This window comes from Psychromonas arctica DSM 14288 (genome assembly GCF_000482725.1).
Lineage (GTDB): Bacteria > Pseudomonadota > Gammaproteobacteria > Enterobacterales > Psychromonadaceae > Psychromonas > Psychromonas arctica.
This window is the reverse complement of the sequence record NZ_AXWP01000038.1, coordinates 26131-42583: the sequence shown is the minus strand read 5'-3', so window position 1 is coordinate 42583 and position 16453 is coordinate 26131. Positions and strand designations below refer to the sequence as shown.

Annotated in this window: 13 protein-coding genes; 3 read left to right on the top strand and 10 right to left on the bottom strand. The window is 38.7% G+C overall.

Features of this window, described 5'->3' with window-relative positions; genetic code table 11:
• Positions 1-954: an alpha-E domain-containing protein gene (locus H592_RS0106395; protein WP_028868039.1), complete on the top strand. Its 954-nt coding sequence runs from the start codon at positions 1-3 to the stop codon at positions 952-954.
• Positions 955-1140: 186 nt separating this feature from the next.
• A complete protein-coding gene (locus H592_RS0106390; protein ID WP_028868038.1) occupies positions 1141-2094 on the top strand; it encodes an NADPH:quinone reductase in 954 nt (317 codons plus the stop codon).
• A 278-nt stretch (positions 2095-2372) separates the two neighbouring features.
• Here H592_RS0106390 and H592_RS0106385 read toward each other — a convergent pair whose 3' ends face one another.
• The 10 genes from H592_RS0106385 to H592_RS21635 form a co-directional block, all read right to left on the bottom strand.
• Complete coding sequence (locus tag H592_RS0106385) at positions 2373-3083, bottom strand: FadR/GntR family transcriptional regulator (protein ID WP_028868037.1); 711 nt, start codon at positions 3081-3083, stop codon at positions 2373-2375.
• A 284-nt stretch (positions 3084-3367) separates the two neighbouring features.
• The gene (locus tag H592_RS0106380; protein ID WP_028868036.1) at positions 3368-4309 is read right to left on the bottom strand and encodes a 2-hydroxyacid dehydrogenase; all 942 of its coding nucleotides are present in this window, start codon (positions 4307-4309) and stop codon (positions 3368-3370) included.
• 98 nt (positions 4310-4407) lie between these two features.
• The gene (locus H592_RS0106375) at positions 4408-5985 is read right to left on the bottom strand and encodes an aldehyde dehydrogenase (NADP(+)) (protein WP_028868035.1); all 1578 of its coding nucleotides are present in this window, start codon (positions 5983-5985) and stop codon (positions 4408-4410) included.
• Between the two features lie 67 nt (positions 5986-6052).
• Entirely contained in the window at positions 6053-7564 is a 1512-nt protein-coding gene (locus H592_RS0106370) for a tripartite tricarboxylate transporter permease (RefSeq protein WP_028868034.1), read from the bottom strand.
• A gap of 3 nt (positions 7565-7567) precedes the next feature.
• Positions 7568-8050: a tripartite tricarboxylate transporter TctB family protein gene (locus H592_RS0106365; RefSeq protein ID WP_028868033.1), complete on the bottom strand. Its 483-nt coding sequence runs from the start codon at positions 8048-8050 to the stop codon at positions 7568-7570.
• A 52-nt stretch (positions 8051-8102) separates the two neighbouring features.
• A complete protein-coding gene (locus tag H592_RS0106360) occupies positions 8103-9068 on the bottom strand; it encodes a Bug family tripartite tricarboxylate transporter substrate binding protein (protein ID WP_028868032.1) in 966 nt (321 codons plus the stop codon).
• A 121-nt stretch (positions 9069-9189) separates the two neighbouring features.
• Positions 9190-9924: a ribonuclease activity regulator RraA gene (locus H592_RS0106355; RefSeq protein WP_028868031.1), complete on the bottom strand. Its 735-nt coding sequence runs from the start codon at positions 9922-9924 to the stop codon at positions 9190-9192.
• A gap of 630 nt (positions 9925-10554) precedes the next feature.
• Positions 10555-11115, bottom strand: coding sequence for a PqiC family protein (locus H592_RS0106350; RefSeq protein ID WP_028868030.1), 561 nt, complete (start codon positions 11113-11115; stop codon positions 10555-10557).
• Positions 11115-12764 carry an intermembrane transport protein PqiB gene (gene pqiB / locus H592_RS0106345; RefSeq protein ID WP_028868029.1) on the bottom strand — a complete coding sequence of 550 codons (1650 nt, stop codon included), beginning with the start codon at positions 12762-12764 and terminating at the stop codon, positions 11115-11117. The genes H592_RS0106350 and pqiB overlap by 1 nt, the downstream gene beginning before the upstream one ends.
• Positions 12754-14121, bottom strand: coding sequence for a paraquat-inducible protein A (locus H592_RS21635; protein ID WP_245600374.1), 1368 nt, complete (start codon positions 14119-14121; stop codon positions 12754-12756). The genes pqiB and H592_RS21635 overlap by 11 nt, the downstream gene beginning before the upstream one ends.
• A gap of 538 nt (positions 14122-14659) precedes the next feature.
• Here H592_RS21635 and H592_RS0106335 point away from each other — a divergent pair.
• The gene (locus H592_RS0106335; protein WP_028868028.1) at positions 14660-16432 is read left to right on the top strand and encodes a solute:sodium symporter family transporter; all 1773 of its coding nucleotides are present in this window, start codon (positions 14660-14662) and stop codon (positions 16430-16432) included.
• Positions 16433-16453 lie beyond the last annotated feature (21 nt).

Sequence of the window (16453 nt, the reverse complement as noted above, 5' to 3'; positions counted from 1 at the left end):
ATGCTATCAAGAGTATGTGAAACTTTATATTGGGTGTCTCGCTATATTGAACGTGCTGAAAATGTAGCACGTTTAATTAATGTTAATAATATGCTGATCATGGATCTACCTAAAGGGGTGAGTACTGGTTGGGAGCCTTTAATTGATATTATTGGTATGCGTCAAGCCTATCAAGAAAATCATACTGACTTTTCAGAATCAAAGGCATTACGTTATTTATTAATCGGCTACGATAATAATTCATCTATCCTGAATTCTGTTATTAATGCTAGAGAGAATGCGCGTACTATTCGAGATGTAATACCAAGAGATGTGTGGGAAGAAATAAACTCTTTATATTATTATGTCAAAGATAATCAAAATGAAGGGCTGAGCAAGCGCGGACGCTTTGCTTACTTAAAAAAGATCATTGAATCAACGCATATGATCTTTGGTACTTTAGATGCCACCCTTAATCATGACCAGGGTTATACGTTTAGTCGATTTGGTTTAATGATAGAACGTGCAGACATGAGCTCACGTATTCTAGATATTCGATCTGCAACGCTGATCACTAATGAAGAAGGTAAACCCTTTGAAAATATTCAATGGATCAGTTTATTACGTTCAATGAGTGCATATCAAATGTATCGTCAGCAAATGGGAGTGCGTGTACAACGGGCTGATGTAATAGAGTTTATAATGCACAGCGAAGTCTTTCCTCGTTCGATTTTATTTTGTTTAAATGAATTAAAGAAAATGATGCAACCGATTATTCATTCTGAGGAGTTAATTAACCTCATTGATCAGGTATGTGACAGTTTAAAAAATGAAGATGTGAGAATGCTAAAGAATGGTGATCTGCATGATTATGTGGATAAAATACAGCTTAAATTAGCTGGTGTACATAATCAGCTCGCTGAACTGTATTTCTTAAAAGCACCTGAATTAACTGAAACTGAAGCGGCTGAATAAGCCACTTTATTAAAACAGTGAGCGAACCTTGTGCGATCAATAAAGCACAAGGTACTTGTGCCTGCTACTCACTTCTCAGGCAGGAAAATAGAGACAGATGCTACCAAGTGCTTGGCTCCTTGTCTGCTCTTGAAATTTTCATTCTAAGTAAAAATCCCCTTTATTCTGCAACCATAGGATTATTTTATGCAAGCGATTCAAATTCATCACCATGGCGATCCACTTTTATTGACTCAATGTGCTGACTTAAGCGTTACAGATGAGGATATTTTAATTGCAGTTAAAGTGGCAGGGGTTAACCCTGTTGACACTTATATCGCTGCTGGAAGCAATGGTTATACTGCTACTTTTCCTCACACCCCAGGCAAAGATGCTGCCGGTGTTATTACTGCGTTAGGGAGTAAAGTCACTGGTTTTAAGATTGGTCAGCGTGTTTATTGTTCGGGCTCTAAAACAGGTACCAGTGCAGAGTTTGCATTAGCAACATCTGCTCAAGTTTTTCCATTAGCCGATAGCCTCAGTTTTGAACAAGGTGCTTGCCTTGGTACTCCTTATGCCACCGCTTGGCGTGCTTTGTTTATTCGTGCAAATTGCCAGCCAGGAGAGACGATATTTATCCATGGCGCGAGTGGTGGTGTTGGTTTAGCGGCTTTGCAGTTAGCTAAAGCAGCGGGTTGTAAAGTTTTTGCAAGTGCGAGCTCTGAACAAGGCAGAGCATTATTACTGCAGCAAGGTGCAGATCTGGTTCTGAATCATCATGATCCTGAACATTACCAAAGCGTAAAAGAGGCCGGTGCAGTTGATATTATTTTAGAAATGCTCGCTAATCAAAATCTAGGTGATGATTTACCTCTACTCAATGTTAATGGCAGGGTAGTGGTCATTGGTAGTCGCGGGCAAGTGGAAATAAATCCGCGTGATTTGATGGCTAAAGATGCTTGTATAATGGGCATAGCGCTAGCAAATGCAAGCCCAGAGCAAGTCACATTAATACATGAAGGCTTGTATTCCGCCGCGCAAAAAGGCGATATTAGCCCCGTCATTGCGAAACGTTTTGAGTTGGCTGATACAACGGAGGCACATATTGCAGTAATGGGTTCTGGTGCAACGGGCAATATTGTTATTAACGTTCAAGAATAATTAAGTCCTCTGAATTCAAGCAATAAAAGTTTAATTATTTTGAAAAAGAGGCGTTATATAATTGAATTTTTGGTCTGTTTACTAACGACCTGAGATTAGTTTTTATGGACTAAAACGTAATCTCAGGTCGTTTTTCTTTTAATTCAACATTTATGCTTAATTTATTGCTGCCACTTAGAACATTGATTTTGTACTTTAGAACAGAGTGTGGGTTAAAGTTCATAGTATAAAGTACAGCTAATGGAGGAGATTCAGAAGCTAATCCCTAAACCCTCTCCTTAAACGCCATCAAACATACGAGTACGGGCATTATTGAGGTGGCTCTTCATTGCGTCTCTTGCTGCTATTGCATCTCCTGCTTTTATTGCGTCTACAATTGCTAGGTGTTCTTGTTGTACAAGCTCTAATCGAGAAGGAGGGTGTCGTAACGATAAGTTTCTGGTGATATTAATTCCTTCTTTGACACTTTTTTCCAGTGATTTCAGAACGGTACTATAAAAATAGTTATTGGCTGCATCGATAATTGCGTAATGAAAGCTGAAGTCTTCATCGGTAGCCAATTTACTAGACGCATTAGCTATATTTATTTTCTCATAGGCATCTAGAATGACTTCAAGCTGTAGATTAGTTCTCCTGCTTGCCGCTAACCCCGCTGCTTCAGCTTCTAAGTTAGCTCGAAACTCAAAACAGCGTTGAATATCTGCAATACTAGAAAGAGGAGAAAATTTTAACACATCACTATCAGGTTTTTTTATTACATAACTACCTGAGCCTCGACGTGAAGTAATTAACTCATCTTCTCGAAGGCGCGCTAAAGCTTCACGAAGAATTGGACGAGAAACTTTAAAGTCTTTACATAATTGCGTCTCTGCAGGGAGTTTTGTATTGAGCTCATAAACCCCTTCTATGATAGCTGTCAGTATTTGTTCATAAACGATCGCACCCAATGACTGTTGATGGCTTTTGGGTAGGTAGTTAGTTTTGCTCATAAGTTGTTTTCCAGCGTCCAGCTATTTATTCTTTATTGACTCTAGCACAGTACTAACATTTGCCTTTAAGGTGTTGATAGTATTGTGATGAAATGCTAATTCCACTGCGCAGCAGATCAATCTTAATGGTTAACACAAACGATAATAGTTTTAACGTTTCCATCAGTGTTTGCTATTAGCTTTATTAAAGAAAAATTATATCATTTTATTGATTAATATTTATTGATCGTAGCCAGTTGTTTAATGAACGCTATTTTCCGACCATTATCTTGGGTCATGGTTATTTAATTAACCGGTGTTATTAAAGCTTTACCAGAAAAATAGGCTTTTAAATTATCTACAACCATTTGTGACATATTCGCTCTCGTTTCTACAGTTCCGCTACCATGGTGTGGTGATAAAACAATATTATTTAAATCTTTAAAAATATCGCCATCACAAGGCTCTTTAGCAAAAACATCTAGCCCCGCACTATCAATAGTTTTGTCAGCAAGCGCTTCTATTAACGCAGCCTGATCCACTACCGACCCCCTTGCTACATTAATTAAAGTACCTTGCTTACCTAGTGCGATAAGTATTTGTTTGTTAATAAGCCCGACGGTGGCTTTACCGCCCGGGCAGCAAACAACTAAAATATCAGCCCATTTAGCGAGGTCAACTAATTGGCTTTCATATTGATAATCGCAATTATTTTGTTTACGACGACCGAAGTAAGCAATTTCTAGTTGCATTGCTTGCGCTCGAGCAGCGATCGCTTGGCCTATTCGCCCTAGGCCTACAATACCTAGTTTCTTTCCTGTCAATGAAGAGGTTAAAGGCATTGGCCCTTTTTCTGCCCATTGATTACTGCGTAGCCATTGGTCACCAAACATTAATCTACGACGGGTTGCAAGCATTAACATTATGGCGATATCAGCGACATCGTTGGTCATTAACCCTGGAGTATTACATACTTTAATGCCACGTATATTGCATAATTCAATATCGATAGCATCGTAGCCCACACCTGATGATGAGATGATTTTTAGAGCTGGTAATCGCTCAATAAGATCAGTTGTTAAGGCAATTGTACCGCTAGTGACTATTGCGATAATGGACGCTGCAACTTGTTCAGGCAATTGCTTTACAGGATTTGTCATGTTGAAAAAATGTAATGTGTAATTCTGCTCTAGTTTGGCCATTTGTTTTGCTTCAAGAGCGCGAAGTACCAATATATTTGGTTTCATTAATATATTCCTTAATAGGATACATGCTTGATTTTGAGATAAAATACAACGGATAAAAGCCTGATAAGTATCAGGCTTTAGTATTATGATAAAGTTTTTTAATTGATACGTTTACCATCTAGTAAATGCGACGTGGCATTTAGATTATCATCTCGAAGGTTTTTTGGAAGTAGCACTTGCGGTAAGTTTTGGTAGCATACTGGACGCAAGAAACGCTGGATAGCACCACTTCCTACGGAAGTGCTTCGTGAATCTGATGTTGCAGGGAATGGTCCTCCATGTACCATTGCATGGCAAACTTCAACACCTGTTGGCCAACCATTTACCATGACTCGACCCGCTTTTTCTTCTAGTGTTGGTAATAATGCAGTAGCCACTTCTAGATCGGCATCATCCATTTGTAATGTCGCCGTTAATTGCCCTTCAAGCTCCGTAGCCACTAAAAGCATTTGCTCGATATCTTTACATTCAACCACTAAAGACGTTGAACCAAATACTTCATCACGTAGTGCTTCATCTTTTAAGAAATCTTCTGCAGTGGTAATAAATAGCCCTGCCTGACAGCCGTTTGGTTGATCACTACTGATCCCATACCCTTTTGATTCAACTGTTTGATTATTAGCAAGTGCGCTTACACCCTGTTGATAAGCTTGATGAATGCCAGGTGTTAGCATGGTTTGGGCTGCAACATTATTAATTGCTTTTGTTGCTGTTGTTAAAAAATCTTCAAGTGCCTTTCCTCCGACCGCAATAACCAGCCCTGGGTTGGTACAAAATTGCCCTGCGCCCATCGCCAATGAAGCGATGAAGCCTTCACCCAACTCAGTTGAGCGTGCTTGAAGTGCTTGAGGTAATAAGAAAACAGGATTGATACTGCTCATTTCTGCATAAACAGGGATCGGTTGTTTACGAGATTGCGCGATATTCATTAATGCTAGGCCTCCACTACGCGACCCTGTAAAACCTACAGCTTTAATACGAGAGTCACTGACTAATGCTTGTCCAAGTTCATTTCCCGAACCATATAATAAAGAGAATACCCCTTCTGCTAAACCACATTTAGCAACGGCAGATTGAATCGCTCGGCCAACCATTTCAGAGGTTCCTGGGTGAGCCGAGTGCGCTTTGACCACAACAGGACAGCCTGCTGCAAATGCAGAAGCGGTATCACCCCCTGCGACACTAAATGCTAATGGAAAATTGCTTGCGCCAAACACCGCCACTGGGCCTAATGCGATATTTTGTAAGCGTAAGTCTGGACGAGGTAATGGCTGTCTATCTGGCATTGCAGGATCAATACGTAAATCTAGCCATTCGCCAGCACGTACTACTGAAGCAAATAATCGCAATTGTCCACAGGTTCGGCCTCTCTCACCCTCAATGCGCGCTCTAGGTAGCCCAGTTTCGAGCATTGTTCGTTCTATTAACGGGTCACCAATCGCGATGATTTCTTCTGCTATTGTTTCGAGGAATACAGCGCGCTCTTCTAAAGAGGTATTACGAAATTCGATACTGGCTTGTGTTGCTAATTCACATGCTTTGTTTACCTCAGCAATACCGCCTGAATAATAGGCTGGCTCTAACAATTCACCTGTTGCAGGGTTAATTGCTCTGATCTCTGCATTGCCAATCGCGACGCTTTTTTTACCTATTAATAGTCGTCCAGTTAATTCCATTTTTGTTCTCCTAAGTAGTTAATATATTGAGCTCTTTTGAGCCTTATTTAATTGATGATGAATTAGCCTAAAAAGGTTTTTTTAATGGTTTCTTGATCGCTAAGAAATACACAAAGACTAAGGTTAAAATGACAAAAAATAGGCTGTCATAATTAGTAAAGAATGTCATCGGGTTACCATTTGATAATGATAATGAGCGTCTTAAAAATTCTTCTAAGTTAGGGCCAAGGATAAATCCAAGAAGCAAAGTGATCACAGGGAAATCATGTTTTCTTAAGTAGTAAGCTAAGATACCTATGATCAATGACATCATCATTTGAAATGTTGAGAAAGTCGCAACGTAACTACCTACCACGGCTAATAAAGCGATGATGCCGTACAAAACATCTTTGCGGATTGCGACTATTTTTATAAAGTATGGGCCCAGTAAATATAGGGTTAATGGGATCAATATTAGTGCGCTAAACAGTAATGAAGCTAACATAGGTGCGATCAATTCCGCTTGTCCTACCATTAGCTGTGGACCTGGTTGGATACCATTGATCACTAATACGCCTAACATAATGGCTGTCACTGGGTCACCCGGAATACCGAAGGTCAACATCGGTACTAATGCGCCACCACATACAGCATTATTAGCACTTTCAGAGGCGACAATGCCCTTCGGGTTACCTTTACCAAAGGTTTCAGGCTCATCAGAAGTACGTACTGTTTCTGCATAAGCGAGGAAGCTACCCATTGAACCACCTGCGCCAGGCAATGTTCCTACTGCATATCCAATAAGGCTAGACTTTAGGTAGCACATTATCCCTATTTTACGTATTTCAGATAAAGGCGGAATAAAGTCTCGACGAGATATCGTTACTTTCTTTAACGCCTCAACCATTTTTTCGGCACAACCGTTTGATTTTGCTTGGATCAGAATTTCACTGATTGCAAATGTACCAATAATCATTGGCATTAAATCCAGACCGGCAGTGAGTTCGCTAGAACCAAAAGTAAAGCGAGTCATTGGCTCCATTGCATCTAACCCGACTGTTGCCAGCATCAAACCAATACAGGCAGCCATGCCCGCTTTAACTACTTTGCCGCGCTGTGCAATCACTATCACTACAATTGCAAAGGCTAATAATGAAAACTTACCCGTTGTTTTAACTAATAGCGCAACCTCTGCTACAAAGGGCGCGAGTACGATCAGCAATATGGCTCCTAATGCTCCACCGACCATCGATCCAAAAGCTGCATGGCCTAAAGCTAAAGGACCTTTACCTTGTAACTGCATTGGGTATCCGTCCAAAGCAGTCATCATCGATGAAGGTGCACCTGGAATGTTAATGGTGGTTGCTGTAATACTCCCTCCACACATACCTGCCATATAAATACTGGCACATGCCATTAGTGCAGTGGATACATCAAGGCTGTAGGTAAGTGGTAGTAAAAGAGCTAATGCAAGTGTTGCCGTTAATCCAGGAATTGAGGCAAAGATAGTACCAATCAGAAACCCTGCAACCACATAAAGAAGAATTTGAGGAGAGAGCAATAATGAAAAACTACCTAAAACAAGATTAATAAATTCCATGGTCTATCCCCATAAAGTCGGAAGTCTTACACCAAACATCTGTTCAAATACCAGATATCCAAAGGAGACTATGATTGTTGATATCACTATTTTTTGAAGCACTTTTTCCAGTGATGAAAAAATAATAATGATTGATAAAACAAATAAAATAGATGAGAAAAAGTAGCCTAGAGGTGAAAATAGCAAAATATATAAAAAGATTGATAGCATCACCGCAAGTGGTGCAAATCGGCCTTTCCCTGATAAAGCATTATCTGTTTGAGCGTCGTCTTCTAAAGAAGAAGCCTTACTTTTCATTAATTTCACTTCTCTATACAGCAAAATTGAACTGAACATCATTGCAAAAAGACCAACAAGCAAAGGAAAAGAGGATGGTTGCAATCCATTATTAATAAATGGAGCCCCTAAATTGATCGCAATCACAAAATATCCGACTGATAGAAAAAAAAGTAAAAAATGAAATACTACATTCTTGTTTAAAAGCATAACCCCTCCATTTACGCCTCAGTGTTTACGTGAGGCGTATATTACTAAGTCCTTATAGACCTAATGCATCCATCTCTTTGAACGTACTAGATTGAAGTTCGTCAACCCAAGCTTGCACATCTTTAGATCCTAACCAGCTAGGTGTAACACCCACTTTTAATATCCACTCTTGAAATTCAGTGCTGTCGTAAGCTTTTTTGAATGAATTTTCAATAATCGCAATGGTGTCTTTAGGCGTGCCTTTAGGCGCGGCTAATAATATAAAGCTACCTGTTTCTAGTTGATAACCGAGGGTACTGATTGGTGGGACATCTGGGAAAGAAGGATTCTGTTCAGAAGATAATTCGATAACACCTTTAGCATCACCTGATTCAATGATGCCGCTGAAATCACCTAAACTTGAAATTGCACCATCAAGTTCACCTGATAATAATGCTTCTGTTTCTGCACTTGATGAACCAGGGTAAGTAATAACGTTAAATTTAACACCGGTAAGTTTTTCTAACCGATGTACCGCTAAGTAAGGACCTGAACCTTTTGGTGCAACGCCAATTCGTACTGTATTTGGTTTGGCTTTTGCCGCCGCAATCAGCTCTTCAAAGCTGTTAAAGCCGGACTGTTTAGAAACAACAATGGAATCTGCTTCCTTGGTGATGCGTGCAATCAGTGACATTTTATCGAGAGAGTAACCTGGTACCATTTTTCCACGTGGCAGAGTGATCACACTGTCATAGGTTAAAACCCCAATTGTTTGACCGTCTGGACGTGCTCGCGTCATTTGCATTAAGCCAGTTGCTGTAACGGCTCCATTGACGTTTTCAACATAAATAGATTTAGGTAAACCTTGCTCTGCAATATTACTGATCTTGCGTGAAATACCATCTGCACCACCACCTGCTGCCCAAGGAACAATTAAACGAATATCTCTTGATGGGAAGTCTGCTGCTATGACTGAAGAGCTAAGAATACAAGCTCCTAATGCACACATTAATTTATTTTTTAATCCTTTGTATAACATAACTATTTTCCTTTTTTATAAAACGGTTGATAATTAAACAATAAATGAAATATATAAATAAACGATCCACTCTGTTTAATATTGGTCACTGTTTGTACTAATAAATGAAAAGCTGCTTGAATTAATTAGCCTCAGCTAATTTTGTTTGGTTATATTCTTCTAATACTTTGTCTGTTGGTGGGTAAAGACCGATGACTTTGCTGCCAGTGCGTACTTTAGCAATCACGTATGCTTCAAAACGTTCCATTGCTATTGCTTCAAGTGATATTTCTTCAGCAATTTCAAGTGGAATAACCATTACTCCATCGCCATCGCCCACTAATACGTCGCCAGGGTAAACGGCAACACTGCCACAGCCGATAGGAACTTGAAGTTCAACACCGTGGTGTTTGGTTAAATTTGTAGGTGCGCTAGGTTTGGCGCAAAAAATAGGTAAGTCCATATTTGATGAGTCATCAAAATCGCGAATACCGGCATCCGATACAAAACCACCACATTTTCTAAATTCTAATCGAGCTAATAAAATACTGCCTGCACTTGCTGCAGATGCATCTTGGCGACAGTCTGAAACTAGGATCATGCCTTCAGGCACTGTTTCTACTGCGACCCTTTGTGGATGTTGCGGATCTTTGAAAGCGGCAACCGTATCAAGGTCTTCACGAGCTGGTATGTAGCGCAATGTGTATGCTTGCCCAACCATTTTTACTTTCTTTTTGTTAACTCGGCTGACATTCTGGATGAAGGTATTACGTAACCCTCTTTTAAAAAGAGCGGTATGTAAAGTCGCTGTAGAAACTTTACGGAATCTGTTTATTATTTGTTCATCTAATTCTTGAATGCTATTTACATTACTCATTAATAATCCCCTTGTGTGTATGGCGTTTGACCATTAATAAGATATGACTAAAAAAAGGACAATTCAAACTAATTATTACTAATATTTACTAATTTAGGCGCGATATCTCACTTTCTTAAATAATGAGATATAGCGCATGTTTGCCTTTTATCCTTATTTTTAAGTGATAATTCATAATGATAACTGTTTTTGTTTCTATTAACTTATTGATATTTATTGTTTTTATTTTCATTGTGGAATTTTAGAATAAATAATAGATTTCGATATTGGTATTTTTGTTGTTTTATTTTGTTTACATATTATTACAACTATTTGGAGGTGAAGTATTACATTAATGGGTTATTAGCATTCATATTGCCGTTAGTGATTATTGTACTTTTTGAAGATATCGAGGATTGTGGGATCGACTAATAAGTGCGGCAATACTAATTGCAACACTTATTAGTTATTGAAGATAATTGATTTAAATTTATGTTATTAGGTAGACATAGACATAGACATAGACATAGACATTTATTTGTTGAAATAGATAAGAGTTTTTAGTCGTTTTTTATCTTAAAAAAGACTTAACTATAATAAAGTGAAATACGCTTACCCTACACTCTTGCAACAGCAAGCAGGGCCTTGCTATTAATTTATTTGTTGTGCAATCAGCGATGCCAATTCATCTAAACCTTCTGCAAGTGCAATCACCAATTGTTGATAACCTTCACTTTTTAGCGGTTTGATTATTTCGAAATTGTCACTTTGAATAACCTTGCCCTGTGAATTAATCAGTAACCACTCGCCACTTAATTCAGCATTACCGGTATATACGCCATTGAATCTAGAGAGAGAGAGGTGTAATTGCGGTTGATTATTCAAAACCATTGCTGCGTTTAATTGCACTGGCCAGTAAGCGCTTTGTTTCGCCCGTAGATTAAGTATCATTTGTTGATTAATTTGCGTCGATATCTTTTGTGCCCAGCGATTATGTTTGGCTAATATTACTTCGGTATCAGAGACCCTATACACTAAACCAACTTGATCTAAATACTCATCCAAATTTGTTTTAACTACTACAATCGGTGCACTTTTAGAGGCGACGACTGCAGCGCTATTCACTGGTAGTAAAAACAATGAATCTTGTTGTATTTGATTATTGCTACACCCAGCAATAAAGAGGGTGAATAACGTAAGCCATATTTTCATTAATTTACTCTCTTCGCTGGGATCGGATCTTGTACGGTGTCTGTGCCAAATATAAGTGAATTTGGTTTATCATTAATTTGTTTCAAAACAGGCTGTAATTCAGATATGACTTGCTCAAACTTTTTCATTGTTTGCTCTAAATCATTGTACATTACTGAGTTCGGACTGAACCCATCTAATGTTTTTTGTAGCTGTTTTAAACTAGTTTGAATATCTGCCGGTAGGTTTTGAGTTGCTTCTTCAGAAACCAAACCATTTAAGTTTTTGATGGTAGTATTGGCTGACACTAAGGCTTTATCTAAAGAGTTCATTGAGCGCGCCATCGACTCGACGGCATCATTTAAAGGTAGATCATTGACCTTGTTAAATAATGATGAAAGTTGCTGTTGCACCATTGCAAATTCCCCTTTTTTTGTTGGGAATACATTGTATTTACCAACTTCAGTCATCTTGAAGTTTGGCTCAGGTGCATCAAATTCAGTATCAACAAATAAAGCACCGGTTAATAAATTACCTGTTTCTAGTTTCCCTTTTAAGCCATTTTTAAAGTGTTGCTTAAAGGCTTGTTGGAACGTATTTAAAGAAATGTTGCTACCTTTATCAAACAGCCTACCTAGTTCGAGTTTTACTAAAATCTGAATTTTGTTTGATGATGCATTATTTTCAGAAAAGGCGACATCATAGGGCGCTTCTAATACGGTGCCGATACGTATACCTCGATACTCTACGGGAGCACCTGCAGTCAAACCTCGAATGCTTTCATCAAATTCCATAATAAACTTAACGTATTGTTTATAAAGTCCTTCTTTAACTTGTTCATAATTATCAAAGAGAGGCAGTTTAACTAATTCATCGTCAAAGGGTTGTCCAACATCTTCTCCCGCAGGAAGACCAAAAGTCACACCACCGGATAGTAGGCTTTGTAAAGAGTCGACTTGCACATTAAAACCATCGGCATTCAGTTTTACATCAATACCTGAGGTGAGCCAAAACTGTGAGCCGGAAAGAAGTAAACCATCATAGGGTTCAAAAATGAACAGTTGATACAGCGCTTTTTTTTCTGCTAAATCAAAAGATGTTTTTTCTACGCGCCCGACGGTAAAACCTTGATAGCTGACTGGATCCCCTATGTGTAGTTTTCCTGCTTGATCATGGCTTAATAAGACTCGTATCCCTTTACTACTAAGAGGGGTAATAGGAGGTAACTCTAAAGCAGTGAAATTGAGTTTGCTGGTCGTAGATTCACCGGGTTGAATCTGAATATAAGCACCGGATAAAATAGTCTCTAAACCTGAAATACCCGCACTACCAACCCTCGGTTTGACGACCCAAAATTGCGTTGTATCATTAAGCATTCGATCGGTATTTTTATTCATTTGAGCTTTTATTTTTATATAATCATAGGTTTCACTGAGCGTGATATCGGTCACCATACCTACTTTTACATTTAAGGATTTTATCTCAGTTTTTCCAATATTAATGCCTTCTGCAGTGGGCATGATAATAGTGATTTCTGGGCCTTTATTATTAATAAATTGAAATAGCATCCATAGTGCAATGCCCAGTGCAACTAATGGCAGAATCCATATCGCTGATATTTGGTTTTGTTTCTTTATATTAGCTTCTGTCTGAGTACTATTACCCGTCATTTTTTATCTCTTTTGCATTATTGGTTAAGTGAGAGGAACTATCTATTTTGCTGTGCACTTTTAGGTTTTTATTGCTGCTATCAGGCCAAAGCATTCTCGAATCAAATAACATCGCCGAGAGCATGGTAAATATAACCACAATAGCAAATGAAAGTGCAGCGGGTCCGGGATAAATCGCCATTAGGCTTTGTAATTGCACCAGTGCAACTAATATTGCCACCACAAAAACATCTATCATAGACCAGCGACCAATAAATTCGGTTATTCGATACACCTTTAGTTTTTTAAGTGCATCTTTATCAGGCGACGAGTGCATTTTTTTTGCGCTGATGAAAAGCCAGCAAAGCGCAAATATTTTTACTAAGGGGATAAAGACACTGGCAACAAAGATAACTGCAGCGATCGGGTAAGAGCCTAATTGCCACAATACAATAACGCCTTCCAAAATAGTCGATGGACTGCTTGAACCTAGGCTAACCGTGTACATTATCGGGTATAGGTTCGCGGGTAAATAAAAAATAATGGCTGTGAATAATAGTGCCCATACCTTTTGCAGGTTTGCTTGCATATTAAAGGGATGTATTGGGCTGTCACAACGAATGCAGGTGTGATTATTGGTTATTGGTTGAGGATTTATCTGGTGGCATACATGGCAGTTAAGATGGGTGTTGGAATGATGAGTATCACCTTGATAATCTTTTTTGAACTGTATCGAAGGAATAAATTGTTCCCAGAGCCAACTTTTATCAACTAAAGAAACGCACTTAACAACCAATACGGTATAGATGCAAAATGCAAAAAATGAATAACCGAGGCTAATATCTGCCAGTGACGAAATTTTTATAAGGCTGACTAATACACCCAATAAAAATACATCAACCATCAACCACGGCTCTATTTTTAGCAACAGTTTACAGAGTCGCTTAATATGCTTTTGCGATGATTTTACAACGAGGTTAGGCTTATTTTTGGCCGCCATAAAATACAGATACAGCATTGAACTGATGTACAGGGTCGGTAATACAATCACAGTGGCTAATAACAACAAGGCGAGTAATGAATTTTGAAATTGGTCGAGCATTTGCACAGCATGAAGCAGGGTTATTTGTTGCGTTAATCCCTGCACTGAAAATGACATAAATGGGAAACTAACGCTTAGCACCATCATTAGTAAACAGGCCGATGCATAGGCGATCGCTGTTTGATGAGGTTTAGTGATAGTTTGTGTCAGCATATGCGCACATCTTGGGCAATGGGCTTTCTGTGCTTGGTGTAATTTAGGTACAGCTACAACTAATCCGCACTCCTCACATGGGATCATTAAATTAACTGGCGTAGTGTTAATGTCTATTGTCACGTTATTGATAGGCTCACTTATTTTGCTACAGGTTAATTTGAAACTGGTACTGGTTAATTTAAAACTGTTGGCGGGTATATACCCGTCACTCTCTCATACGTAAAAATCAGTAAGACGTGAGGAGAACAGATTCTAGACATAAAGGTGAAGATCTAACCAACATAATAACAGAACTATTCTGTTTAGCGTTAATCCTGACAATTCACAGCATTATATTTCCAATAACATTAAGTTATGTTTTCAAAAACATTTTGTCGTGTTTTTTACCTTAAAAGTACTTTGTAACTATCAAAGTAACAACAAAGAGGTAATTCCTAATCTCTCTCTTTTTACACTGCAATTTCACATATCAACCACTTATGTTTACGCAATCATTTTTATCGTTATCTAGATCTCATTATGTTATTTGGCAAGGTGACCCACCTCTCAATATGTCCTTTATAAAAGAGACTCTGTCGTGAACACTGCTAATATTTACCAATGTTTACGAAAACATTATCAAACTTCCTTATTACTTTAAATAAACCGGAGAAACATCATGCCAATAACAATTCTTTTGTCATTTTTGTTCTTTACCGGCCTTGTGGTTTTTGTCACATGGACTCGTGTAAAGGCAGATAAAAATGACTCTAAAGATGGCTACTTCCTTGGTGGTCGTAGTTTAACAGGTGGTCTTATTGCAAGCTCACTAATCCTTACCAACCTTTCAGCGACTAGTTTTGTTGGCATGAGCGCACTTGCATATAAAGGCAATATGTCAGTAATGGGTTATGAAGTAGCGTCAGGTATTACCCTGGTCATCATTGCACTTTTTTTAGTGCCGCGTTATTTGAAGCAGGGCATAACAACGATTCCTGATTTCTTAGAATCACGTTATGACATGTCGGTAAAGAAATTTGTCACGATTCTTTTCCTGTTAAGTTACGTGATTAACTTATTACCTAACACGCTTTATGCTGGTGCTATGGTAATTGGTGGTATCTTCGATGTTGAAGCGCTACTCGGCATTGACCGCTTCCAGTCTGTGTTACTTATCTCTGCTGTTATCGGATTTTTAGGTTTGTTCTATGCTATTTACGGCGGTTTAAAAGCCGTTGTTATTGCCGATAGTATGAATGGTGTTGGTCTTATTGTTGGTGGTTTGATGATTCCAATCTTTGGCCTTTATGTCCTAGGTGATGGTAGCTTCATGGATGGTTTTACAATAATCACAACCCAAGCAACAGATAAATTACAGGCTGTTGGTGCATCAGATGATCCGAACGTACCATTCTCAACTATGTTTACAGGTCTGTTACTTGTTAACTTATATTACTGGGGTACTGACCAAGCGATTATCCAGCGTGCCCTTGGTGCAAAGAACCTTAAAGAAGGCCAAAAAGGGGTTATTTTAGCCGGTGCGATTAAAGTAATTACACCGTTATTCTTAATCATCCCAGGTATTATTGCTTATCATATGTTTGGTACTACCGATGCTGCTGGACAAGCCTTTGAAGCCGATACCATGTACACACGTTTAGTTGGCGAAGTACTGCCTAAGCCATTAGTTGGTTTCTTCATCGCAGCAATGTTTGGTGCTATTCTGTCTACTTTTAACGGTGTATTGAACTCATCAACAACGCTGTTTACGCTCAATGTATATAAGCCTTTCTTTGATAAAGAAAATAAGCTTTCTGACTTAGAGTTAGTACATAAAGGACGTGTATTTGGTGTGTTAATTGCAATCTCATCGGTGGTTATTGCCCCGTTTGTTATGTATGCACCAAATGGTTTATTTGATCTATTACAACGCCTTGCTGGTTTATTTAGTGTGCCGATCTTTACTATCGTATTTATGGGCTACCTTACTAAGTATGTTCCTGCTATCGCTGCAAAAGTTTCGCTAGCATTCTTCGTGGTTGCTTACGGTATTATTCAGTTTATACCAACTCAATTCCAAGATTCATTAGGCCCACTTAAACCGCTTGCACAGTTACATTTCTTCCATCAACTAGCAGTACTATTCGTTATCTGTTGTGGAATTATGTATGTTATCGGTAAATTGCGTCCTCGTGAAACTGCCTACGTCATGCCTGTTAATGAAAATATTGATATCACACCTTGGGCATTCCGCTTTGAAGCGTCAGGTATCATTCTTTATATGGTATTAGGTGCATACATTGTATTCTCTGACCTTGGTCTGGTAACCGGAGATAAAGGCTTGATGGTTATTTACGGCATCGTTGGTTTGGTTCTTCTTGTTGGTATGTACTTCAGAATTAAAACAAAACATAAAAGCATGCGCGAAATGGAAGCGTTATCTGCTAAATAATAGATAATATTTTACTCCTTC

Bases quoted from the DNA above. Each gene is read 5' to 3' on its own strand.
- H592_RS0106360 (WP_028868032.1), bottom strand. From the start codon at position 9,068: ATGTTATACAAAGGATTAAAAAATAAATTAATGTGTGCATTAGGAGCT.
- H592_RS0106390 (WP_028868038.1), top strand. From the start codon at position 1,141: ATGCAAGCGATTCAAATTCATCACCATGGCGATCCACTTTTATTGACT.
- H592_RS0106370 (WP_028868034.1), bottom strand. From the start codon at position 7,564: ATGGAATTTATTAATCTTGTTTTAGGTAGTTTTTCATTATTGCTCTCT.
- H592_RS0106350 (WP_028868030.1), bottom strand. From the start codon at position 11,115: ATGAAAATATGGCTTACGTTATTCACCCTCTTTATTGCTGGGTGTAGC.
- H592_RS0106365 (WP_028868033.1), bottom strand. From the start codon at position 8,050: ATGCTTTTAAACAAGAATGTAGTATTTCATTTTTTACTTTTTTTTCTA.
- H592_RS0106395 (WP_028868039.1), top strand. From the start codon at position 1: ATGCTATCAAGAGTATGTGAAACTTTATATTGGGTGTCTCGCTATATT.
- H592_RS0106375 (WP_028868035.1), bottom strand. From the start codon at position 5,985: ATGGAATTAACTGGACGACTATTAATAGGTAAAAAAAGCGTCGCGATT.
- pqiB (WP_028868029.1), bottom strand. From the start codon at position 12,764: ATGACGGGTAATAGTACTCAGACAGAAGCTAATATAAAGAAACAAAAC.
- H592_RS0106380 (WP_028868036.1), bottom strand. From the start codon at position 4,309: ATGAAACCAAATATATTGGTACTTCGCGCTCTTGAAGCAAAACAAATG.
- H592_RS0106355 (WP_028868031.1), bottom strand. From the start codon at position 9,924: ATGAGTAATGTAAATAGCATTCAAGAATTAGATGAACAAATAATAAAC.
- H592_RS0106385 (WP_028868037.1), bottom strand. From the start codon at position 3,083: ATGAGCAAAACTAACTACCTACCCAAAAGCCATCAACAGTCATTGGGT.
- H592_RS0106335 (WP_028868028.1), top strand. From the start codon at position 14,660: ATGCCAATAACAATTCTTTTGTCATTTTTGTTCTTTACCGGCCTTGTG.